Here is a 21,710-nt window from a genome sequence, read left to right as displayed (position 1 = left end):
CTCGCTGCCTGCCCACTGCCTGCGTTCTGGCCCTTCCGGCCGCACTGTTCCGCAGATTATCGAATGCACATTCGAGAATGCCGTCCTGCCCGGCAACACCCCTCGTTCGAGTGACACCCGGCGGGGATTGATCGTCGTGGTCCAGGGGAGATCTTCAACGGGAGGCGGACCGCTCGGGGAAACCGGTCCGAGGGGAATGACCCTGAGAGCTCGGGGCTCCGGGTCAGCACAGGGGAGGACAGGCCCCGGCGCCGTACGGCGCCGGGGCTCCTCACGTGGTCACGGCACATCGTCCCGCCCCTCCCCGGCCGGGGTGACATCGCTGTCGGCCCGGCCAAGAGCCCCTCAGGTCATATGCCTCACTCGACAGCCTTGCACGCGATTCCGGCGAGCGCTGCGATTCGCCGTACTGGATCTTCGATTCGGCGCGTTCACACCGGCGGGCGCGACCCGTTCGCCCGGTGGGCGCGGCGCACCGCCGCGGATCCCGTCGTGCCGGTCACCCTGTCCCTCCGCTGCCTCCCGTCCGTCCGCCCGCTGCCGCCACCCGCCGGGGCCCGTGCGTCCTGGCCGGTCAGGGCTTGGCGACGAACACGTGGGAGGCGACCTCCGTCTCCAGCTCGGCCGCCTCGCCGCTGCTGCCCACCAGCACCCCGCCGGGCGACTCCGTCACGCTCACCACCGAGCCGGGCTGTACGCCCGCCCGGCGCAGCGTGTACATCAGCTGCGCGTCCGTCTGGATCGGCTCGCCGATCCGGCGCACCACGACCGTCTTGCCCTCCGTGCCCGGGTCGAGATCGGCCAGCGACACCATGCCCTCGTCCAGGAACGGGTCGGCACCGTCCTTCTCGCCCAGCTCCTCCAGGCCCGGGATCGGGTTGCCGTACGGCGACTCGGTCGGGTGCCGCAGCAGTTCCAGCACGCGGCGCTCGACGGCCTCGCTCATCACGTGCTCCCAGCGGCACGCCTCGGCGTGCACCTGCTCCCACTCCAGGCCGATCACGTCGACGAGCAGGCACTCCGCGAGACGGTGCTTGCGCATCACGCGCGTGGCCAGCCGACGGCCCTCCTCCGTGAAGTCCAGATGCCGGTCGGGGGCGACGGACACCAGGCCGTCGCGCTCCATGCGCGCCACCGTCTGGCTGACCGTCGGCCCGCTCTGGTCGAGCCGCTCGGCGATCCGGGCGCGCATGGGGACCACACCTTCCTCTTCCAGCTCGAGGATGGTGCGGAGATACATCTCCGTCGTGTCGATCAGTCCGGACATACATGCCCCTCGATGAGATCTGTGCGAATTGGCTCTGCCGGAAGCCGGGCTGCTCACCGGCGCGTGCGCCGGCCCAGGACTCAATTCTGACGCATACGGCCGACAACCGGGTCGCGCCGCGGGAACGAGGGGTTTCGGGGTCGGGAAACCGGGCTTCCCGATGCCGTATTGACACGGCACTGGTCCAGACCGCACGGTGATCCGCAACACTCCCACCCGCGAAGGGACGCCGGATGAGCGACCGCACCCCGGCCGGTCAGTTCCTCGACGCCGCGATCGGCCTGCTGCGGCGGATCCGCGACGAGGAGGCCGAGTCCGTGGCGGCCGCGGGCACGCTGCTCGCCGACTCGGTCGCGGACGGCGGCCGGCTCTTCGCCTTCGGCGCCGGGCACTCCTCGCTCGCCGCACAGGACCTCGTCTACCGCGCGGGCGGACTCGCGCTGATGAACCTGCTCACCGTGCCGGGTGTCGTCGGCGTCGACGTGATGCCGGCCACGCTGGGCTCCGCGCTGGAGCGCGTCGACGGGCTGGCGACCGTCGTGCTCGAGTCCTCGCCGCTCCGGGCGGGCGACGCACTGGTGATCATCTCGCTGTCCGGGCGCAACGCGCTGCCCGTGGAGATGGCCATGAAGGCCCGGGAGAGGGGCGTGAAGGTCATCGGTGTGACGTCGGTGGCGTACGCGACGCAGACGTCCTCCCGGCACTCCTCCGGGACGTTCCTGAGGGACCACTGCGACATCGTGCTGGACTCCGGGATCGCGGTCGGTGACGCGGAGCTCACCCATCACAGCGTTCCCGCGCCCTTCGCCCCCGCGTCCACGGTGGTCACCACGGCGCTGCTCCAGGCTGTCATGGCCACTGCGGCGGCGGCGCTCGCCGATCGCGGGATCGAGCCGCCGTTGCTGCGCTCGGGCAACGTGGACGGTGGCCACGAGTGGAACGCGCGCGTCTTCGAGGAGTACGCCGACCGCATCTTCTACCGCTGGTGACTCCCGCCCGCCGCCGCCCCTTCCCGTCCCGGGACCGGGGCGGCGGCGGGCGGGGATCAGTGGTCCGGAGGGACGAGGGACGCCAGATCCAGAGACGTGGCAATGCGAACCGCCACATCCTCCGCGTACATCGCGTCGGAGCGCTCGAACGCGTTCCGCCCCGCCCCCCGCAGAAACGTCACAGCACCGAGCGTGCGCCCCCGGCACCGCAGTACCGTGCACAACGCGTACACCGCGTCCGCCGGCCACTGCCGCGCCAGCGCCCACGCCCGCGCGTCCTCGGCGGGCAGGGAACCCGCCCCGGCCCGCACGGACCCGACCCGCTCCACACACTGCACCGCCGGATGCCCCTCCCCGTACCGCACCGGCAGCCCCGCCCGCCCGTCGAGCCTGCTGGGCCCCGGCGCGCCGGACGGTGTGGCGGCGATCCGCACCAGCCGCACCCGGTCGGCGCCCTCCGCGCCGGCCGGGCCCTCCGCGCCTTCTACCACGCGGTCAATCAGCGCATGGTCGGCGAATCCGGCGAGCGCGAAGTCCAGGTGGACCGTCGCCGCCTCCGCCGGATCCTCGCACTCCGCCGCCGCGCGCGCCGCGCGGTGCAACTGCTGCGCGCGGAACCGCAGCAGCGACGCCTCCTGCTCGCCCTGCCGGTACTCGGTCACGTCCTGGAACAGCCAGCCGACCCCGAGCGGCACCGGCTCCTCCGCGAGCGGCGAGGCCAGCCGCACGAACCCGCTGCGCCAGCACCGCCGCCGTTCGCCCTCCGGCGTCCGTACGCTCACCCACAGCTCGGCCGGCGCGGGCGGCGCGCCCTCCGCGAGGACATGGGTGAGCGCGCTCTCCACTTCCTCCACACCCTGTGCCAGCAGCTCCCCGAGCGGCCGTCCCAGGACGGACGTACGCCCCGCGCCCAGCGCCCGCGCGGCGTGCGCGTTCACCACCGCGGGCCGCAGGTCGGCGTCGACCAGGACGACGCCCCAGCTGGCGTCCTCCAGCAGTGCCTCGCTCAGCGCGATCGACCGCTCCAGATCGATCTGCGCGTGCACCTCGCTGAACGCGCAGTACACCCCCGCCGGCTTCCCGGCCGGCCCGCGCACGGCCGCGGACTGCGTCCGCACCAGCACCCGGCCGCCGTCCTTGGTCAGCAGCGCGAACTCGTTGACCTGCCGGCCCGGCGCGTCCATGGCCGACATCAGCCGCGCCTCGACCTCCTCGGCGTCCGCGCTGCGCACGGCCCACCCGGCGAACCCGCTGCGGCCCACCGCCTCGGCCGCGGTCCAGCCGAGGATCCGCTCCGCCTCGCGGTTCCAGTGCGTGACCGTGCCGTCCGCGTCGAGGGCGCACAGGGCGGCGTCCATACCGTCGAGCAGCGCGGCGAGGAGGTCGGAGCCGTCCGAGCCCTCCCGCGCGGGCTCGGGCTCGTCCGGCCCCAGCTCGTCGGTGGTCCCACTACGCCGGGAAGCACTCACCTGGACCCCCTGCAGGCTGCGTCCGCACGTACGGCACGACGGTTCGCTCACTGGCCATCATTCAACTTGAACGTGACTCAGCGCACACCGGGTTCCCGACAAGATTGAGAGAATCGTTGTACGACACGGCCGTATGTGCCCGTTCACGAGGGGAAAGACGCCGGCCTCAGCGTGAGCCACAGCTCGCTCTCCCCCGGCAGAACATACCGCTCGACCTCATCGAAGCCCCGCGAGCGAGCGAACCGGACGCCGTCCCCGAGGGTGGCGGTCCGGCTCGGGACGCTGGACGGGGCGCGGGCTTCAGCGGTTGTGCAGCAGGGTCCAGAAGCGGTCGACGATCCCGTCGAGATAGCGCCGCCCGTCGTCTCCGGCGGAGGCGCCGCCGGCCCGGCTGAGGGTGACGGCCATGAGGGCCTGGTACTCGCCGTGCATGGTACGCAGCACGCTCTTCAGATCGCGGCGTTCCATGGAGAGCAGCCGGGCGATGTCGTGGATGTGGGCCTGCCAGCGGGTGGAGACGGCTTCGGTGAGGAGGTCGGCGAGCTCCCCGTCGCCCCCTGTGAGGGTGAGCAGGTCTCCTGGGGGGAGTTGGAGAACGGCCCCGAGGTTGGCCGACTGCATGCGGTCACCGGTCCATCGGCCGGTCTCCTCCATGGCGAGGTAGGCGTCGAGGCCGAGACCGACGGCGCGGGCGACGTCCTCGGGCGCGACCCCGCGGGCGATGCGGTGCTCCCGCAGGGTGCGGGGGGCACCCATGAGATCCCGGGGCGAGCACCACAGGGCGGCGGCCAGGGCGGTGAGTTCGTTGGCGGTGGGTACGGCGAGGCCGCGCTCCCAGGCGGTGATGTGATCGGGCGAGACGTACGTCATGCCGTAGGAGGCGCGCATGCCGTAGGCGACATGGCCGGGGGCCATTCCGAGCTTCTCGCGCAGGATGCGTGCGGCGCGTGCACTGAAGGGGAGGGGAGGATGCACGGGGCGAGAGTAGGGAGCGACGCATCGTGATCACCATGCCCGCTGTCGCCTGCATCCCGTTATGGCGGGAAGGTCGTCGTCGATTCATAGGAAATGACATAGACCAGCGGGACGGCAACCACCCTTTGCTTCCCAGATGTTGACTCGGCGGCCATGCTCGACAAGGTTCCCGCGCAAGCCGTTCGGGCTGGGATCTCGTAGCAACCTCCATCCCCGCCCCTCGGCGGCATCGCCATGCCCCCCCGCTCCACGCAGGCCAGGAGAGACCACGTGCACACCATCACCACCGATCCGGAGAGCCCCACGCCCGACAGAACCGGCGGCTCCCTCGACCGGCTCTTCCGCATCAGCGAGCGCGGCTCGACGTACAGCCGGGAGATACGCGGCGGATTCGCCACGTTCTTCACCATGGCGTACATCCTCGTGCTCAACCCGATCATCCTCGGCAGCGCCGAGGACAAGTTCGGCGACAAGCTGGACCCCGCCCAGCTGGCCACCGCCACCACCCTGGTGGCCGCCGTGATGACGGTGATCATGGGCGTGGCCGGCAACCTGCCGCTCGCCCTGGCCGCGGGCCTGGGCCTCAACGCCGTCGTCGCCTTCCAGATCGCCCCGCTGATGAGCTGGGACGACGCGATGGGCCTCGTGGTGCTCGAGGGTCTGCTCATCTGCGTGCTGGTGCTGACCGGTCTGCGCGAGGCCGTCATGCACGCCATCCCGCAACCCCTCAAGCAGGCGATCAGCGTCGGCATCGGCATGTTCATCGCCTTCATCGGCTTCGTGGACGCCGGGTTCGTCACGCGCATCCCCGACGCCGCGAACACCACCGTCCCCGTCCAGCTCGGCACCGGCACCCTGTCCGGCTGGCCCATGCTCGTGTTCTGCCTCGGCGTCCTGCTGACGGTCGTCCTCATGGCCCGCAGGGTGAAGGGCGCCATCCTCATCAGCATCGTGGCGATGACCATCCTGTCCGTCGTCATCAACGCGATCGCCGACATCAAGACCTGGGGCCTGACCGAGCCCGAGCTGCCCGGCAACCCCGTCGCGGCGCCCGACTTCGGGCTCCTGGGGCAGTTCGACCTGCTCGGCTCGTTCGGTCAGATCAGCGTGCTCACCGTGGTCCTGCTGATCTTCACGCTGATCCTGTCCGACTTCTTCGACACCATGGGCACCGTCGTCGGTGTCACCGCCGAGGCCGGGCTGCTCGACGAGCACGGCAAGGTTCCCGGTCTGGGCCGGGTCCTGTTCATCGACAGCGCGGCGGCCGTCGCGGGCGGTGCGACCTCCTCGTCGTCCGCCACCACCTACATCGAGTCCGCCGCCGGTGTCGGAGAGGGCGCCAGGACCGGCTTCGCCAACCTCGTCACCGGTGGCCTGTTCGCCCTCGCCCTCTTCTTCACCCCGCTGCTGACCATCGTGCCGATGCAGGCCGCCTCCCCCGCCCTCATCGCGGTGGGCTTCCTGATGATGACGCAGGTCAGGCACATCGACTGGGACCGCTACGAGCTCGCCGTCCCCGCCTTCCTGACCATCGTCGTCATGCCGTTCACCTACTCGATCAGCAACGGCATCGGCGTCGGCTTCATCTCCTACGTGGTCATCAAGGCCTGCCTGGGCAAGGCCCGCGAGGTGCACTGGCTGCTGTGGGCCACCGCGGCGCTCTTCCTCGCCTACTTCGCCATCGAGCCGGTCAAGCAGCTCATCGGCGTCTGAACGCGCCGGCCCGCCTCCGGAGCTTCCGCCGCTTCCGTGCTCCGGGAGAAAAACGGTTGATCCGACGCCGAGCACTTCCTAGGCTTTCGGATACACAGAAGGGAGGTGGTTCGGCAGATGTATGAATACCGGACGCGTGAGGTGGCTGCGGGCTAGCGGCCCGTCACCACATTCCGTGCGGTGCCGGACCAGCGCGTGAGCGAAGCGCGCAGTCGGCCCAATCCCGAGCGGTCACCCGACCCGCGAGTCGCCGGTACGTCCGGCCGGCTTCTCCTCGAGGAGAAACCCGACTCGCGGGTCGTCCGCGTTCTCGACGCTTCCGGCCGGGATCAGCGGGCGATGTCCCCGTAGCCCTCGATCTCGCGCGGGTCGCGGGTTCCCGGGCCGACGTAGCGGGCCGAGGGGCGGATCAGGCGGCCGGTGCGCTTCTGCTCCAGGATGTGGGCCGACCAGCCCGCGGTACGGGCGCAGCTGAACATCGAGGTGAACATGTGCGCCGGAACCTCGGCGAAGTCCAGCACGATCGCCGCCCAGAACTCGACGTTGGTGGCCAGCACCCGGTCCGGCCGGCGGGCGTGCAGCTCGGCCAGGGCGGCCTTCTCCAGCGCCTCGGCGACCTCGAAGCGCGGGGCGCCCAGCTCGCGGGCGGTGCGGCGCAGCACGCGGGCGCGGGGGTCCTCCGCGCGGTAGACGCGGTGGCCGAAGCCCATCAGACGCTCGCCCTTGTCGAGGGTCTGCCTGACGTACGCGTCGGCGTCCCCGGTGCGCTCGATCTCCTCGATCATGTGCAGCACGCGCGAGGGCGCGCCGCCATGCAGCGGTCCCGACATGGCGCCGACCGCTCCGGAGAGTGCCGCCGCTACGTCGGCGCCCGTCGAGGCGATGACCCGCGCGGTGAACGTGGAGGCGTTCATGCCGTGCTCGGCGGCCGACGTCCAGTACGCGTCGACGGCGGCGACGTGCTTGGGGTCCGGCTCGCCGCGCCAGCGGATCATGAAGCGTTCGACGACGGACTCGGCCTTGTCGATCTCGCGCTGCGGCACCATGGGCAGACCTTGGCCGCGCGCGGACTGGGCGACGTAGGACAGCGCCATGACGGCAGCGCGCGCGAGGTCGTCGCGGGCCTGCTCGGCATCGATGTCGAGGAGCGGCTTGAGGCCCCATACGGGGGCCAGCATGGCGAGCGCCGACTGCACGTCCACGCGGATGTCACCCGAGTGCACGGGGATCGGGAAGGGCTCGGCCGGCGGCAGTCCGGGGTTGAACGCCCCGTCGACGAGCAGCCCCCAGACATTGCCGAAGGAGACGTGCCCGACCAGATCCTCGATGTCGACGCCCCGGTACCGGAGGGCGCCGCCCTCCTTGTCCGGTTCGGCGATCTCCGTCTCGAACGCGACGACTCCTTCGAGCCCGGGTACGAAGTCGGACATCTGGCGGCTCCTTGTGAGGTGGGTGACAGATGGTGTTGTGGGTGGGACGACCATGTGTCGGTCAAAGTCGGGGCGGGTGCGTCCGGTGGATCCGCGGTCACGCTGTGTCGACTCGCGGTCCGGGACGTCAACCCTGTGATTCCCGGCTGGCGGTCACCCAACCGGATCAGTGCCAGCACGATATCCCCGAGTGCCATCTTTGGGGAGAGTTCGCGGCACTCAGTGCCATCGGGTGGCGAAGGACACCGCTCCCCCAGGGCCCGCTCATACGGCAGGATGACGGCGTGACCGACCGAGACGCCGTTCCCTTCGATCCCGCCGCGATGCGCAAGCAGTACCGGACCGAAGGGCTCTCCGAGACCGACCTGGCCGCCACTCCCGTGGAGCAGTTCGCGCGCTGGTTCAAACAGGCCGCGACGGAGGGCGGACTGTTCGAGCCGAACGCCATGATCGTCTCGACGGCCGACGCGGAGGGACGGCCCGGTTCCCGCACGGTGCTGCTGAAGCACTTCGACGACGACGGGTTCGTCTTCTACACGAACTACGACTCCCGCAAGGGCCGGGACCTGGCGGAGAACCCGCACGTCTCCCTGCTGTTCCCGTGGCACCCGGTGGCCCGCCAGGTCATCATCACCGGCACCGCGCGGCGCACCGGGCGCGACGAGACGGCGGCCTACTTCCGTAGCCGTCCCCACGGCTCCCAGCTGGGCGCGTGGGCCAGCGGCCAGTCGTCCGTGATCGCCGGCCGGGCGGAGCTGGACGCGTCGTACGCCGCGCTCGCGGCCCGCTACCCGGAGGGCGAGCAGGTACCGGTGCCGCCCCACTGGGGCGGATTCCGGGTGACCCCGCGGTCGGTGGAGTTCTGGCAGGGCAGGGAGAACCGCCTGCACGACCGCCTGCGGTACGTCGCGGAGGCGGGCGGGGGCTGGCGGGTGGAAAGGCTGAGCCCGTGACCGGGCGGGAGTCCCGCGCGCGGGACGAGGAGACGGCGCTGTCGCCGGACGAGGCGGCGGTCGAGGCCCGCGCCCTCGCCGCGCGAGGCGATGTCACGGCGGACGACATCTACGACGCACTCCGCGCGGTGCGCGAGGAGCGCGAGCGGGCGTGATCGCGCGGGTTCCTACAGTTTGCCCCAGACGTACGCGGTGCGGTGCCCGTGCAGTACCTCGGCCGTCCGCGCACAAAACTCCCCGGTGAGCTCGGGCCAGTTGCAGAACTCCAGGCCCAGTGTCCCGAAGGCGAGTGGCGCCTCGTCCCAGGTCCAGTCCGCAAGGGGTACGGTCGCGGAGCAGGCGGGGCAGCCGACACCGGCGGCGCCCTCGTCGTACCAGGTCCGCATGGCGTGGGTGAAGCGCTCCCAGTTCGCGTGATCCAGCGCGGTGGCCGCCGCACAGCGCGGGCAGAGGGCCGCACCGGGCATGTCCGCGCCGCTGGTGAAGCCGGTGCGGCCGGTGTGGACGGCGAGACCGTCGCCAGGGGGCAGGTCCCAGTCGTCGGTCACCGCCCGCTGCCAGTGGGGGCCCGGCGGGTACCCCAAGGCCTGTCCCGGCACGCACGGCGTGCGCTCGGCGAGCACCACGCCCTCGGCCACCAGCCACGTGACCGCGCGGTCCGCGAGCCGTTCCGCCTCCGCCCCGGTCGCGTCGAGGTCGACGATCACCTGCAGAAGGTCACCCACGGCTCAGCCCAGCGCCTCGTCCAGCAGCACCGCCCACTGCGTCACCACCCGCTCCCGGCGGGCCGTGTCGTCGCTGAGGAGGTTGGCCAGGCCCAGGCCCCGGGCCATGTCGAGGAGGCCCTGGACGGTTTCGCGGACGCCGGGGCGGGACTCGTCGGCGCCGAGGAGTTCGACGGCGGTGCGGTGGGACTCGCGGCCGACGCGCAGCTCCAGCTCGGTCACGCGCGGGCGCAGTTGTTCCTCGTTGGAGGCGGCGACCCAGAGGTGGAGCGCCGCGCGGAAGACGGGGCCGGTGTAGAGGTCGACCAGCGCCGCGATCACCGCGCGGCGGTCGCTCGCCGCGGCACCCTCCGGGAAGAGGGCGCGCAGGGCGGTGGAGCGTTCTTCGGCGACGTATTCGACAGCGGCCGTGAACAGGTCCTCGCGGGTCGGGAAGTGGTGCTGGGCGGCTCCCCGGGAGACGCCCGCGCGTTCGGCGACCACGGAGACCGTGGAGCCCGCCCAGCCGTGTTCGGCGAGACAGGACACGGCGGCCTCCAGGAGCCGCTGCCGGGTGGCCCGGCTGCGGTCCTGCTTGGGAACACGTTCCGCACGGTCGGCCGTGCTCACACCACCCATTGCGGATCCCGTCGTTCGAGGAAGGCCGTCATTCCCTCGCGCGCGTGGGCGGAGGCGAAGAGTCGGGCCGAGAGCGCGGTCAGGTCGGCCGCGTCCCGGTCGAAGGTCTCCAGCACCCTAGCCGTGAGCAGCCGCTTCGTCTCGGCCAGGGCTTCGGGGGCGGACCTGCGCAGGCCGTCGAGGATCGGGGCGAGGATGTCGTCCACGTCCGCACCGGCCGCCGTGAGCAGGCCGATACGGGCCGCCTCCGCGGTGTCGAGGCGTTCACCGGTGAGGTAGTAGCGGGCCAGCGCCCGCGGGTCGGTACGGGGCAGCAGCGGCAGCGAGATGACGGCAGGGGCGACCCCGATGCGGACCTCGGTGAAGGCGAACGTCGCCGCGTGGGAGGCGACGGAGATGTCGCAGGCGGCGAGCAGCCCCAGCCCGCCCGCGCGGACGTGTCCGGTGACCCGCGCGACGACCGGTTGGGGAAGCTCGACGATCTGTCGCAACAGGCCCACCAGCGCTTCGGGCGCGGGCGGGTCGCGCAGGTCGGCGCCCGCGCTGAAGGTGTTGCCGGTGTGGGTGAGGACCACGGCTCGGACGCCGGTGTCCTGGCCGGCGTCGGTCAGCGCGTCGGCCAGTTCGCCGACGAGCGCGGCGGACAGGGCGTTGCGGCGCTCCGGGGCGTCGAGGGAGAGCGTTTCGACGCCCCGCGCGCGGGTGCGGCCGATCAGGGTCACGAGGGCTCCTTGTGCGCCGAGCGGAGTTCACGGCGCAGGATCTTTCCGGAGGCGGCGCGCGGCACGCCGTCGATGAAGGTGATGTGCCGGACCCGCTTGTACGGGGCGACGCGCTCGGCGACGTACATCATGACCTCGCCCTCGGAGAGCTCCGGCGCGGACGGCTGGCGGACGACGAAGGCGTGCGGGAGTTCGTTGCCGTCCGCGTTGTAGACGCCGATGACCGCCGCGTCGGCGATCCCGGGATGGGTGAGGAGCAGCGCCTCGAGTTCGGCGGGGGCCACCTGGAAGCCCTTGTACTTGATGAGCTCCTTGACGCGGTCGACGACGAAGAGCCAGCCGTCCTCATCGGTGTGCCCGACGTCTCCGGTGTGCAGCCAGCCGTCCTCGTCGATCATCGCGGCGGTGGCGTCGGGGCGGCCGAGGTAGCCCTTCATGACCTGGGGGCCCCGGATGAGGATCTCGCCGGACTCGCCGGGCCCGAGGTCCTTGCCGGGGTCGTCGAGGGCGACGATGCGCATCTCGGTTCCGGCGATCAGCTTGCCGACGGTGCCGGGCGGCGCCTCGTTCATGGCGTCGAGGGGGACGACATGGGTGCCCGGCGACAGCTCCGTCATGCCGTACGCCTGTCCGACCGGCGGCAGCCCGAGCCGCCGCGAGCAGGCGGCGGCCAGGCTCGCGTCCAGGGGCGCGGCGGCGCTGATGACGTGCTGCAGGGAGGACAGGTCGTACTGGGCGACCAGGGGGTGCTTGGCGAGGGCCAGCACGATCGGCGGGGCCACGTACAGGCCGGTGATGCGGTGGTTCTGGATGGCCGCGAGGAACGTCTCCAGGTCGAAGCGCGGGAGGACGACGACGGTCGCGCCCTGCCGCAGGGGGGCGTTCATCAGGGCGGTGAGCCCGTAGATGTGGAAGAACGGCAGGACGGCGAGGATCCGGTCGCCGGGGCCCGCCGTGATGGACGGCTGGAGCTGGGCGAGGTTGGTGGCGATCTGCCGGTGGGTGAGCATCACGCCCTTGGGGACGCCGGTGGTGCCGGAGGAGTACGGCAGCGCGGCGACGTCCTCGGCCGGGTCGATCGCGACGACCGGCTCAGGGGCCGTGCAGGCCAGCATGTCGATCAGGGAGCGGTGTCCCGGCGCGCTGTCGCAGACGAAGATCTCCTCCACCCCGCCCGCGAGTTCGGCGGCCCTCCGCGCGGTCTCCAACAGGGGTGAGACGGTGACGATCCAGCGGGCCGCGGAGTCCTTCAGCTGCTTGCCGAACTCCTCGGCGGTCGCCAGGGGATGGACGGTGGTGATGGCCGCGCCCGCACGGGTGGCCGCGTAGAACGCGGTCGGGAAGGCGATCGTGTTGGGGCTGTGCAGGGCGAGCACGTCCCCCTTGCGCACGCCCGCCTCGGCGAGGCCGGCGGCGACGCGCCGGTGGAAGCGGTCCACCTGTTCGTAGGTGAGGGTCGTGCCGTCGGTGCCGTCGATCAGCGCCGGGGCACTCCCGAACTCGGCGGCCCGGGCGAGCACCGCGTCATGGATGGGGAGGTCGACCGGGGAGACGTCTGCGTACTCGCTTCGGAACATGGTTCCTCCAAGGCGGCCGGGGGGCCGGGCGGGCCTAATACGACTTGGGCAGGCCCAGGGTCTGGTGGGAGACGTAGTTGAGAATCATCTCCCGGCTCACCGGGGCGATACGAGACACGCGCGCGGCCGTTATCAGCGAGGCGAGCCCGTACTCGCGCGTGAGGCCGTTTCCACCGAGGGTGTGCACGGCCTGGTCGACGGCCTTCACGCAGGCCTCGGCGGCCGCGTACTTGGCCATGTTGGCGGCCTCACCGGCGCCGATGTCGTCACCGGCGTCGCACAGGTGGGCGGCCTTCTGCATCATCAGGCGGGCCATCTCCAGTTCGATGTGCGCCTGGGCGAGGGGGTGGGCGATGGCCTGGTGGGCGCCGATGGGGACCTTCCAGACCGTGCGTTCGCGGGCGTACTCGACGGCCTTGCCGAGGGCGTAGCGGCCCATGCCGATGGCGAAGGCGGCGCCCATGATGCGCTCGGGGTTGAGCCCGGCGAACAGGTGCAGCAGGCCCGCGTCCTCGTCACCGACGAGTGCCCCGGCGGGCAGCCGCACGTCGTCGAGGACCAGCTCGAACTGCCTCTCCGAGGCTTTGAGTTCCATCTCGATGACGTTCCGCTGGAAGCCCTCGGTGTCGCGCGGGACGATGAACAGGCAGGGCTTGAGGTTCCCGGTGCGGGCGTCCTCGGTCCGGCCGACGATGAGTGTCGCGTCGGCGGTGTCCACCCCGGAGACGAACACCTTGCGGCCCGTGAGCAGCCAGTCGCCGGAGCCGGCGTCGCGCCGGGCGGTGGTGGTGATGCGGTGCGAGTTGGAACCGGCATCGGGTTCGGTGATGCCGAAGGCCATGGTGCGGGTGCCGTCGGCCAGGGCGGGCAGCCACTCCCGCTTCTGCTCCTCGGTGCCGAAGCGGGCGATGACGGTGCCGCAGATCGCCGGGGAGACGACCATCATGAGCAGCGGGCAGCCCGCCGCGCCCAGTTCCTCCAGCACGATGGAGAGTTCGGCGATGCCGCCGCCCCCACCGCCGTATGCCTCCGGCAGGTTGACGCCGAGGTAGCCGAGCTTGGCGGCCTCCGACCAGAGTTCCTGGGGGTGTTGGCCGGAGGTGACGGCGTTGGTGAGGTAGTCGCGGCCGTAGCGTGTGCCGAGGGCGGCGACGGCTGCGCGGAGGGCCTTGTGTTCTTCGGATTCGATGACGGGCATGAGCGCTCCTAAGGGGGAAGGGCTTCAGGTCGTCGGGAGAGTGCGGGTTGTGTCGGGCCGGTCGCGCCCACGCGGCGGCAGCCGCCTATCGGGCACAGGCCGCCCGCGCCCCTAGGGGGTTGCTTCCACCACCGCCAGGAGGGCGCCGACCTCCACTTGCTGTCCCGGTGTGGCGTGGAGGGCGCTGAGGGTGCCCGTCGCCGGGGCGGTGATTCTGTGCTGCATCTTCATGGCCTCCAGCCACAGCAGGGGTTGGCCGGCCTCGACCGGCGTTCCCTCGGTCAGGCCCTCCGCGATACGGACGACGGTGCCCGGCATGGGGGCCAGGAGGGAGCCGGGGGCGTGCTGGGCGGTGGGATCGGGGAAGCGGGGCAGGGCGGTGAGGGCGGTGGCGCCTGCGTACACGCGGTCGCCGTAGCGGCTGACCTCGTAGCGGCGCCGTACGCCGTCCACGTCGAGGATCACGAGGCCGGCGTCGGCGTGCACGACCTGCACGCCGTCGGCGGCCAGGCCCTCGCGTGTGTGCCGGTAGCGGACCTCGTGTTCCTCTCCCCCCATGGCGTACCGCTTGACCTGCGGCTGTGAGGCGACGTTGCGCCAGCCGCCGAAGCGGGAGCGGCCGTGGGCGTCGGCGAGGGCGGCGGCGAGCGGGGCGTGCGGGTCGGGGGCGGGTTCGGTGAGGCCGGGCAGGTGGCGGTCGTAGAAGCCGGTGTCCATACGGGCCGACGCGAACTCCTCGTGCCGCAGGGAGCGGACGAGGAGGTCCCGGTTGGTGACGGGGCCGTGGATCACCGCGCGGTCGAGGGCGGTGGCCAGCTTGCGGATCGCCTCCGCCCGGGTGGGCGCGTGGGCGACGACCTTGGCGAGCATGGGGTCGTAGTGGACGCCGATGTCGTCGCCGTCGGTGCAGCCGGTGTCCAGGCGCACGGCGTCGGGGACGACGAGGCGGTGCAGCCGGCCGGTCTGCGGGGCCCACTCCTGGGCCGGGTCCTCGGCGTAGAGGCGGGCCTCCACGGCGTGACCGCGCGCGGTCGGGGGCTCGGTGTCCAGGGCGTGCCCCTCGGCGACGCGGATCTGTTCGGCGACGAGGTCGACGCCGAACACGGCCTCCGTCACCGGGTGTTCCACCTGGAGGCGGGTGTTCATCTCCAGGAAGTGCGCCCGGCCGCCGGCCACGAGGAACTCCACGGTGCCGGCCCCGACGTAGGAGACGGCACGCGCGGCGCGTACGGCGAGCGCGTGGAGCTCCTCGGTGAGCCGCGCGGTCAGCCCGGGTGCCGGTGCCTCCTCGATGACCTTCTGGTGGCGGCGCTGGAGCGAGCAGTCACGCGTGCCGAGCGCCCACACCGTGCCGTGGGTGTCGGCGAGGACCTGTACCTCGACGTGCCGTCCGCCTTCCACGTACGGCTCGGTGAAGACCTCCCCGTCACCGAAGGCGCTCGCGGCCTCCGCACGGGCGGCGGCCAGTTCGCCGTCCAGGTCCGCGAGACGCCGTACGACACGCATCCCCCGTCCGCCGCCGCCCGCCGCCGCCTTCACCAGCACCGGCAGGTCCGCCTCGGTGACCTCGTGCAAGGGCTCGATGCCCATCAGCTCCTTGGCGCGCGTCTTGGACGCCATCGCCTCGATCGCCTCCGGGGGCGGCCCGATCCACACCAGGCCGGCGTCCCGGACGGCACGGGCGAAGCCGGCGTTCTCGGAGAGGAAGCCGTAGCCGGGGTGCACGGCGTCCGCGCCGGCCGCGAGCGCGGCCTTCACGATCAGGTCGCCGCGCAGATACGTGTCGGCGGGCGCCGCTCCCGGGAGTCGTACCGCCGTGTCCGCGACGCGCGCGTGGAGCGCGTTCCCGTCGGCGTCCGAGTGCACGGCGACCGTCCGGATCCCCAGCTCACGGCAGGTGCGGACGATACGGCAGGCGATCTCGCCCCGGTTCGCCACCAGTACGGAAGTAATCATGGGCATCGTGGGCCTCACATCCGGAAGACGCCGAAGCCACCGCGCGCGCCCTCGTAGGGCGCGGTGTGGATGGCCGACAGGCACAGGCCGAGAACGGTGCGGGTGTCGCGCGGGTCGATGACGCCGTCGTCGTACAGCCGCCCGGACAGGAACATCGGCAGCGACTCGGACTCGATCTGCTGCTCCACCATGGCGCGCAGCGCCGCGTCCGCCTCGTCGTCGTACGGCCGCCCCTTCGCCGCCGCCGACTGCCGCGCGACGATGGAGAGCACGCCGGCGAGCTGCTGCGGGCCCATGACGGCGGACTTGGCGCTGGGCCAGGCGAACAGGAAGCGCGGGTCGTAGGCGCGGCCGCACATGCCGTAGTGCCCGGCGCCGTAGGAGGCGCCCATGAGGACGGACAGGTGGGGCACCCGGGAGTTGCTGACCGCGTTGATCATCATCGCGCCGTGCTTGATGATGCCGCCCTGCTCGTACTCCTTGCCGACCATGTAGCCGGTGGTGTTGTGCAGGAACAGCAGCGGGATGTCCCGCTGGTTGGCGAGCTGGATGAACTGGGCGGCCTTCTGGGACTCCTCGCTGAACAGGACCCCCTGGGCGTTGGCGAGGATGCCGACCGGGTAGCCGTGCAGGGCGGCCCAGCCGGTGGTGAGGCTGGTGCCGTAGAGGGGTTTGAACTCGTCGAAGTCGGAGGAGTCGACGATCCGGGCGATGACCTCGCGCGGGTCGAAGGGGATCTTGAGGTCGTCGGGGACGATGCCGAGGAGTTCGTCCTCGTCGTACTTGGGCGGGGCGGCCGGTCCCGGGTCGGTGTACGCCTTGCGGTGGTTGAGGCGGGCCACGACCCGGCGGGCCTGGCGGAGCGCGTCCCGCTCGTCGACGGCGAAGTAGTCGGCGAGGCCCGACACGCGCGCGTGCATCTCGGCGCCGCCCAGGGACTCGTCGTCGCTCTCCTCCCCGGTCGCCATCTTCACCAGCGGCGGCCCGCCGAGGAACACCTTCGCCCGCTCCTTGACCATGATCACGTGATCGGACATGCCGGGGACGTACGCGCCCCCGGCGGTGGAGTTGCCGAAGACGACGGCGACGGTCGGGATGCCGGCCGCCGACAGCCGGGTGAGGTCCCGGAAGATGGCGCCGCCCGGGATGAAGATCTCCTTCTGGGACGGCAGGTCGGCGCCGCCGGACTCGACGAGGCTGATGCAGGGCAGCCGGTTGGCGAGCGCGATGTCGTTGGCGCGCAGGGCCTTCTTCAGGCTCCACGGGTTGCTGGCGCCGCCGCGCACGGTCGGGTCGTTGGCGGTGATCAGGCACTCCACGCCCTCGACGACCCCGATGCCGGTGACGAGGGAGGCGCCGACGGTGTAGTCGCTTCCCCAGGCCGCCAGCGGGGAGAGTTCCAGGAAGGGCGTGTCGGGGTCGAGGAGCAGTTCGATGCGCTCACGGGCGAGCAGCTTGCCGCGTGTGCGGTGCCGCTCGACGTACTTCTCTCCGCCGCCCGCGACGGCCCTGGCGTGCTCGGTGTCGAGTTCGGCGAGCTTGGCGAGCATGGCGTCGCGGTGCTCCCGGTACTCCGGGTCGGTGGTGTCGAGGGCGGATGCGAGGACCGTCACAGCAGGACCTCCGGGATGTCGAGGTGCCGGGACCGCAGCCATTCGCCGAGCGCCTTGGCCTGCGGATCGAATCGGGCCTGCGCGGCGACGCCTTCGCCGAGGATGCCCTCGACGAGGAAGTTCAGGGCGCGCAGGTGGGGCAGGACGTGCCGGGTGACGGGCAGATCGCGGGCCTCGGGGATCAGCGCGCGCAGTCGCTCGACGGTCAGCTCGTGCGCGAGCCACCGCCAGGCGTCGTCGTCGCGCACCCAGACGCCGACGTTGGCGTTCCCGCCCTTGTCGCCGCTGCGGGCGCCGGCGAGGAGGCCCAGGGGCGCTCGTCTCGTCGGTCCCGCGGGCAGCGGCTCGGGGAGCGTGGGCTCCGGTACGTCGTCGAGTACGGCGGTGTCGTGCGGCGCGGCCACGGTGATACGGCGGCCGTCGTGGAGGACGGCCACATGGTCGACCTCACCATGGGGGACGTACACATCCTCGAAGACCCCATACGGGGAGCCCTTCCCCGGTGGTGCCATGACATGGAATCCGGGGTAGCTCGCCAGCGCCAGCTCGATGGCGGCCCCGCTGAGCACCCGCCCGACCTTCTCCTGGGAGGGGTCCCGCACCACGAGCCGCAGCAGCGCGCTCGCGGTCTCCTCGGTGCCGGCGTCGGCCCGGTCGGTGCGCGCCAGTTCCCAGCGCACGTCGGCGGGCGGCGCCTTGGCGAGCGCGTCGCCCATCTGCTCCTTCACGAGGTCGGCCTTGGCCTCGACGTCGAGTCCGGTGAGGACGAACACGACCTCGTTGCGGAAGCCGCCGAGCCGGTTGCGCCCGGCCTTGAGGGTGGGCGGGGGTGCCTCCCCGCGCACTCCCTCGATACGCACCCGGTCGGGCCCGTCCTGCCGCAGCCGTACGGTGTCCAGCCGCGCGGTGACGTCCGGCCCGGCATACCGGGCGCCGCCCGTCTCGTAGAGCAGCTGCGCGGTGACCGTGCCGACGTCGACGAAGCCGCCGGTGCCGGGGTGCTTGGTGATGACGCTGCTGCCGTCGGCGTGGATCTCGGCGAGTGGGAATCCGGGGCGCCGGAGCTCGCCGGGGCGGCGCTCACCGAAGAAGGCGTAGTTCCCGCCGGTCGCCTGCGCCCCGCACTCCAGCACATGTCCGGCGACGACGGCCCCCGCGAGCCGGTCGTGGTCGGTCGCCACCCAGCCGAAGTGCGCGGCGGCAGGGCCGGTGACGAGCGCCGCGTCGGTGACCCGCCCGGTGACGACCACACCGGCACCCGCGCGGAGGCAGTCCGCGATCCCGAAACCGCCGAGGTAGGCGTGGGTGGCGAGGCTGCCGGGATACCGCGCGGTGAGGTCGTCGCCCTCGACATGGGCGACCCGTACGGGGATGCCGAGCCGGTCGGCAAGGGCCCGTACGGCGTCGGCGAGCCCCCCAGGGTTGAGCCCGCCCGCGTTGGTGACGATCCTGACGCCCCGCTCGTGGGCGAGGCCGAGGGTCTCCTCCAGCTGCCGCAGGAAGGTGCGGGCGTATCCGGCCGAGGGGTCCTTCAGCCGGTCGCGGGCGAGGATGAGCATGGTCAGCTCGGCGAGGTAGTCGCCGGTGAGGACGTCGACCTCGCCGCCGGTGAGCATCTCGTGCAGGGCGTCGAAGCGGTCGCCGTAGAAGCCGGAGAAGTTGCCGATGCGCAGGGTCACCGGGCGCCGCCCTTCGGCTCCCGTCCATCGCCGGGCGGCCCGGCGAAGGCCTGGGCGATGTCCAGCCAGCGGTCGGCGTCGGGGCCGTCGGCGGTGAGGGCGAGGTCCGCGCGGTGGGCGCGCTGGGTGACGAGGAGGCAGAAGTCGAGCGCGGGCCCGGTGACCCGCTGGGGCGCGTCCTCGGGACCGTAGGCCCACACCTCACCCCCCGGTCCGACGAGCTCGACGCGGAACGGTGAAGTGGGCGGGGTGAGGCCGTGCGCCCCGTACGCGAAGTCGCGGGTCCGCACCCCGAGCCACGCCACGTGCCGGAGCCGGTCGCTGGGCGGCCGGGTCGCACCGATGGTGTCGGCGATGTCCTGCCCGTGCGCCCAGGTCTCCATGAGACGGGCCGTGGCCAGGGAGGCGGCCGACATGGGCGGCCCGTACCAGGGGAACCGTGTCCCGGCCGGAGCCTCCCGCAGCGCCTTCTCCAGCGCCGCACGCCCTTCCCGCCACCGCGCCAGCAGCTCGCCGGGCGCGGACCGGGCGTAGTCCGCGGCACCGTCGTCCACGAAGGTGTGCGGTGCGTTGAGCGCCCCTTCGACCAACGCCTGAAACCCGTCCGCGTCGGTGACGGCGAGCAGCGCGGAGTGGTCGGTCCAGGCGAGGTGGGCGATCTGATGGGCGACCGTCCAGCCGGCAGCGGGCGTCTGCAGCGCCCATTGCTCGGGACCGAGCCCGGCCACGAGCCGGTCGACCTCCTCGCTCTCCTCACGCAGATCGTCGATCACGGGCGTCGGATCGGACACGAGGCGCTCCCCTCGGGGCACGGACACGGCGGTGTGCGGCGCGTTTGCGTGGAGCATGGCAGTGGAATCAGAAACAAGCAAGCATGCTTGCATGCATTTTCCGGAGCACTGTTCCAGGAGGATCCGATCACCTGGGCGGCCGCCCCGTTCTCCGCTGAGCCCTCAGGCGAGAGGATCCGGCGTCACGTCCTTCGCCTGGTCGTACGCCGCCAACAGGCCGGGGGCGACGACCGTGCAGGCAGCCCACAGAGCGCCAGGTGCTCGCTCCGGGCAGGGGATCAGCGGGTGATCGCCGACGGTCCCGGTGTGCTGCACGCTCATGGCGCTGTTCCCGCCCGGCGATCGTCAGGAGACAGCCTCCGCCCCCTTCACCTTCCCCCGCCCCACCTGCGTCCGCACCGCGCCCATGCTCGCAGCGATGACCAGGGCGATGGCGGCGGCCTCGGCGGTGGAGAGGGCCTGGTCGAGGATGAGGAAGCCGGCGGCGGCCGCGAGGGCCGGTTCCAGGCTCATCAGGATGGCGAAGGTGGAGGCGGGCAGGCGGCGCAGGGCCAGGAGTTCGAGGGTGTACGGCAGTACGGAGGACAGCACCGCGACCGCCGCGCCCAGGCCGAGGACCGCCGGGTCGAGGAGCTTCGTACCGGACTCGGCGATACCCAGCGGCAGGAAGAGCACGGCCGCCACCCCCATGGCGAGGGCGAGCCCGTCCGCCTGCGGGAAGCGGCGCCCCGTACGGGCGCTGAAGACGATGTACGCCGCCCACATGGCACCGGCGCCCAGTGCGAACGCCACCCCCAGTGGGTCGAGGCTGCTGAAGCCTCCGCCGCCGAGGAGGAACACACCCGCGAGGGCGAGGGCGGCCCAGACGACGTTGACCGCCCGCCGGGAGGCCAGCACGGACAGCGCGAGCGGGCCGAGGACCTCCAGCGTGACCGCCGGGCCCAGCGGGATCCGCGCGACGGACTGGTAGAAGAGCCCGTTCATCGCCGCCATGGCGACGCCGAAGACGATCACCGTGCCCCAGTCGGCGCGCGCGTGCCCGCGCAGCTTCGGCCGGCACAGCACCATCAGCACGAGCGCCGCCACCAGCAACCGCAGCGTCACCACGCCGAGCGCACCGGCCCGAGGCATCAGCGTCACCGCCAGCGCCCCGCCGAACTGCACGGAGACCCCACCGGCGAGCACCAGCCCGACCGGGCCCAGGGAGCCGCGCCCTCGCGGGGCACCGGCCGGCGCGGGCGCAGGGGCGTGGCCCGTCCCGGGGGCGGTGGACGGGGTGGCGGCGCTGGGGCTGGTCACGGGACCTTCCAGGGACGTCGGAGCGGGCGGGCACGTGCTGATACCGAGTGTGCGTCCTGATGGACTACTCAGTCCATCCTGTTGAACTCAGTCAGCACCGTAGGGAGCCATATACCTGACGATGACGTCCGCGCCCCGCCCCGGTCAACTCCGTCCACGACGTGGAACCCCACCAGGTACCGTTCCCGGTGGTGACACCCCCGTCCGTTCCCAGCATCCGAGGCCCCGTGCGACGCCTTCTCGTCCGTCTCTGGCGACTTCTGCGCCCGGTACAGAGCCGCATCATGTGGCTGCTGCACGCCAAGTTCGTGGTCGGCGTGACCGGCGTCGTGCGCGACGACGAGGGGCGCGTGCTGATGCTCCGCCACCGCATGTGGCACCCGGCCCGCCAGTGGGGCCTGCCGAGCGGCTTCGCCCGCAAGGGCGAGGACTTCCGGGCGACCGTGGTGCGCGAGGTCAAGGAGGAGACGAACCTCGATGTGGAGGTGGGCCGTCTCGTCATGCTGAACAGCGGCCTGCGCACCCGCATGGAGGTCGCCTACGAGTCCCGCCTGCTCGGCGGCGAACTGCGCCTCGACCCCTTCGAGATCATCGAGGCCCGCTGGTGCCGCCCCGACGACCTCCCCGAAGGCACCCAGCCGGCGTGCGGCCCGCTGGTGCGGGGCGAGACGGCTCTCTGAAGGGCGTCAGCCCGTAGGCGGGGGCACTACGCCCCTGGGCGCTCGGCAACGAAGGA

20 protein-coding genes are annotated in these 21,710 nt (G+C 72.1%); 5 read left to right on the top strand and 15 right to left on the bottom strand.

Translation table 11 applies throughout. The annotated features are described in order from the left end of the window. Positions 1-574: 574 nt before the first annotated feature. Positions 575-1,267 carry a metal-dependent transcriptional regulator gene (locus ACZ5C2_RS01370; protein WP_468785291.1) on the bottom strand — a complete coding sequence of 231 codons (693 nt, stop codon included), beginning with the start codon at positions 1,265-1,267 and terminating at the stop codon, positions 575-577. A gap of 233 nt (positions 1,268-1,500) precedes the next feature. Between ACZ5C2_RS01370 and ACZ5C2_RS01365 the strand changes: the two genes are divergently transcribed. After that, complete coding sequence (locus ACZ5C2_RS01365) at positions 1,501-2,256, top strand: SIS domain-containing protein (RefSeq protein ID WP_468785289.1); 756 nt, start codon at positions 1,501-1,503, stop codon at positions 2,254-2,256. Positions 2,257-2,312: 56 nt separating this feature from the next. Here ACZ5C2_RS01365 and ACZ5C2_RS01360 read toward each other — a convergent pair whose 3' ends face one another. Together ACZ5C2_RS01360 and ACZ5C2_RS01355 are read right to left on the bottom strand one after the other, a co-directional pair. After that, on the bottom strand, positions 2,313-3,725 hold the full coding sequence (locus tag ACZ5C2_RS01360; RefSeq protein WP_468785287.1) for a PAS domain-containing protein: 1,413 nt from the start codon (positions 3,723-3,725) through the stop codon (positions 2,313-2,315). Positions 3,726-4,025: 300 nt separating this feature from the next. Beyond that, the gene (locus ACZ5C2_RS01355; RefSeq protein ID WP_468785285.1) at positions 4,026-4,700 is read right to left on the bottom strand and encodes a helix-turn-helix domain-containing protein; all 675 of its coding nucleotides are present in this window, start codon (positions 4,698-4,700) and stop codon (positions 4,026-4,028) included. A 270-nt stretch (positions 4,701-4,970) separates the two neighbouring features. Here ACZ5C2_RS01355 and ACZ5C2_RS01350 point away from each other — a divergent pair, with 270 nt between their 5' ends. Further along, positions 4,971-6,413, top strand: a complete 1,443-nt coding sequence (locus tag ACZ5C2_RS01350) for an NCS2 family permease (protein ID WP_468785283.1) — start codon at positions 4,971-4,973, stop codon at positions 6,411-6,413. A gap of 329 nt (positions 6,414-6,742) precedes the next feature. Here the strand turns inward: ACZ5C2_RS01350 and ACZ5C2_RS01345 are convergent, their stop codons facing one another. Next, a complete protein-coding gene (locus tag ACZ5C2_RS01345; RefSeq protein ID WP_468785281.1) occupies positions 6,743-7,843 on the bottom strand; it encodes a citrate synthase 2 in 1,101 nt (366 codons plus the stop codon). Positions 7,844-8,127: 284 nt separating this feature from the next. Here ACZ5C2_RS01345 and pdxH point away from each other — a divergent pair, with 284 nt between their 5' ends. Next, positions 8,128-8,796, top strand: a complete 669-nt coding sequence (pdxH, locus tag ACZ5C2_RS01340) for a pyridoxamine 5'-phosphate oxidase (protein WP_468785279.1) — start codon at positions 8,128-8,130, stop codon at positions 8,794-8,796. Further along, positions 8,793-8,951: a hypothetical protein gene (locus ACZ5C2_RS01335; RefSeq protein WP_468785277.1), complete on the top strand. Its 159-nt coding sequence runs from the start codon at positions 8,793-8,795 to the stop codon at positions 8,949-8,951. The genes pdxH and ACZ5C2_RS01335 overlap by 4 nt, the downstream gene beginning before the upstream one ends. A 12-nt stretch (positions 8,952-8,963) precedes the next feature. Here ACZ5C2_RS01335 and ACZ5C2_RS01330 read toward each other — a convergent pair whose 3' ends face one another. The 11 genes from ACZ5C2_RS01330 to ACZ5C2_RS01280 form a co-directional block, all read right to left on the bottom strand. Then, a complete protein-coding gene (locus tag ACZ5C2_RS01330) occupies positions 8,964-9,521 on the bottom strand; it encodes a hypothetical protein (RefSeq protein ID WP_468785275.1) in 558 nt (185 codons plus the stop codon). Positions 9,522-9,524: 3 nt separating this feature from the next. Beyond that, positions 9,525-10,139, bottom strand: coding sequence for a TetR/AcrR family transcriptional regulator (locus ACZ5C2_RS01325; RefSeq protein ID WP_468785273.1), 615 nt, complete (start codon positions 10,137-10,139; stop codon positions 9,525-9,527). Then, positions 10,127-10,861, bottom strand: a complete 735-nt coding sequence (locus tag ACZ5C2_RS01320) for an enoyl-CoA hydratase family protein (protein WP_468785271.1) — start codon at positions 10,859-10,861, stop codon at positions 10,127-10,129. Before ACZ5C2_RS01320 ends, ACZ5C2_RS01325 begins: the two co-directional genes overlap by 13 nt. Beyond that, complete coding sequence (locus ACZ5C2_RS01315) at positions 10,858-12,438, bottom strand: 4-coumarate--CoA ligase family protein (protein WP_468785269.1); 1,581 nt, start codon at positions 12,436-12,438, stop codon at positions 10,858-10,860. Before ACZ5C2_RS01315 ends, ACZ5C2_RS01320 begins: the two co-directional genes overlap by 4 nt. A gap of 34 nt (positions 12,439-12,472) precedes the next feature. Then, complete coding sequence (locus ACZ5C2_RS01310) at positions 12,473-13,636, bottom strand: acyl-CoA dehydrogenase family protein (protein WP_468785267.1); 1,164 nt, start codon at positions 13,634-13,636, stop codon at positions 12,473-12,475. Between the two features lie 111 nt (positions 13,637-13,747). Continuing rightward, complete coding sequence (locus ACZ5C2_RS01305) at positions 13,748-15,592, bottom strand: acetyl/propionyl/methylcrotonyl-CoA carboxylase subunit alpha (RefSeq protein ID WP_468785265.1); 1,845 nt, start codon at positions 15,590-15,592, stop codon at positions 13,748-13,750. Between the two features lie 14 nt (positions 15,593-15,606). Beyond that, a complete protein-coding gene (locus tag ACZ5C2_RS01300; RefSeq protein WP_468785263.1) occupies positions 15,607-17,205 on the bottom strand; it encodes an acyl-CoA carboxylase subunit beta in 1,599 nt (532 codons plus the stop codon). Then, positions 17,202-18,884, bottom strand: a complete 1,683-nt coding sequence (locus ACZ5C2_RS01295; protein WP_468785261.1) for an acyclic terpene utilization AtuA family protein — start codon at positions 18,882-18,884, stop codon at positions 17,202-17,204. Before ACZ5C2_RS01295 ends, ACZ5C2_RS01300 begins: the two co-directional genes overlap by 4 nt. Continuing rightward, positions 18,881-19,675: a TIGR03084 family metal-binding protein gene (locus ACZ5C2_RS01290; protein ID WP_468785259.1), complete on the bottom strand. Its 795-nt coding sequence runs from the start codon at positions 19,673-19,675 to the stop codon at positions 18,881-18,883. The genes ACZ5C2_RS01295 and ACZ5C2_RS01290 overlap by 4 nt, the downstream gene beginning before the upstream one ends. A gap of 162 nt (positions 19,676-19,837) precedes the next feature. Next, positions 19,838-19,996, bottom strand: a complete 159-nt coding sequence (locus ACZ5C2_RS01285) for a hypothetical protein (protein ID WP_468785257.1) — start codon at positions 19,994-19,996, stop codon at positions 19,838-19,840. Between the two features lie 24 nt (positions 19,997-20,020). After that, positions 20,021-20,974, bottom strand: coding sequence for an EamA family transporter (locus tag ACZ5C2_RS01280; protein ID WP_468785255.1), 954 nt, complete (start codon positions 20,972-20,974; stop codon positions 20,021-20,023). 227 nt (positions 20,975-21,201) lie between these two features. Between ACZ5C2_RS01280 and ACZ5C2_RS01275 the strand changes: the two genes are divergently transcribed. Further along, on the top strand, positions 21,202-21,654 hold the full coding sequence (locus ACZ5C2_RS01275) for an NUDIX hydrolase (protein WP_468785253.1): 453 nt from the start codon (positions 21,202-21,204) through the stop codon (positions 21,652-21,654). Positions 21,655-21,710 lie beyond the last annotated feature (56 nt).

It is taken from the genome of Streptomyces sp. NPDC031365, assembly GCF_055569765.1.
The sequence above is the reverse complement of the archived record's forward strand: the minus strand, read 5'-3'. Positions and strand labels throughout refer to the sequence as shown.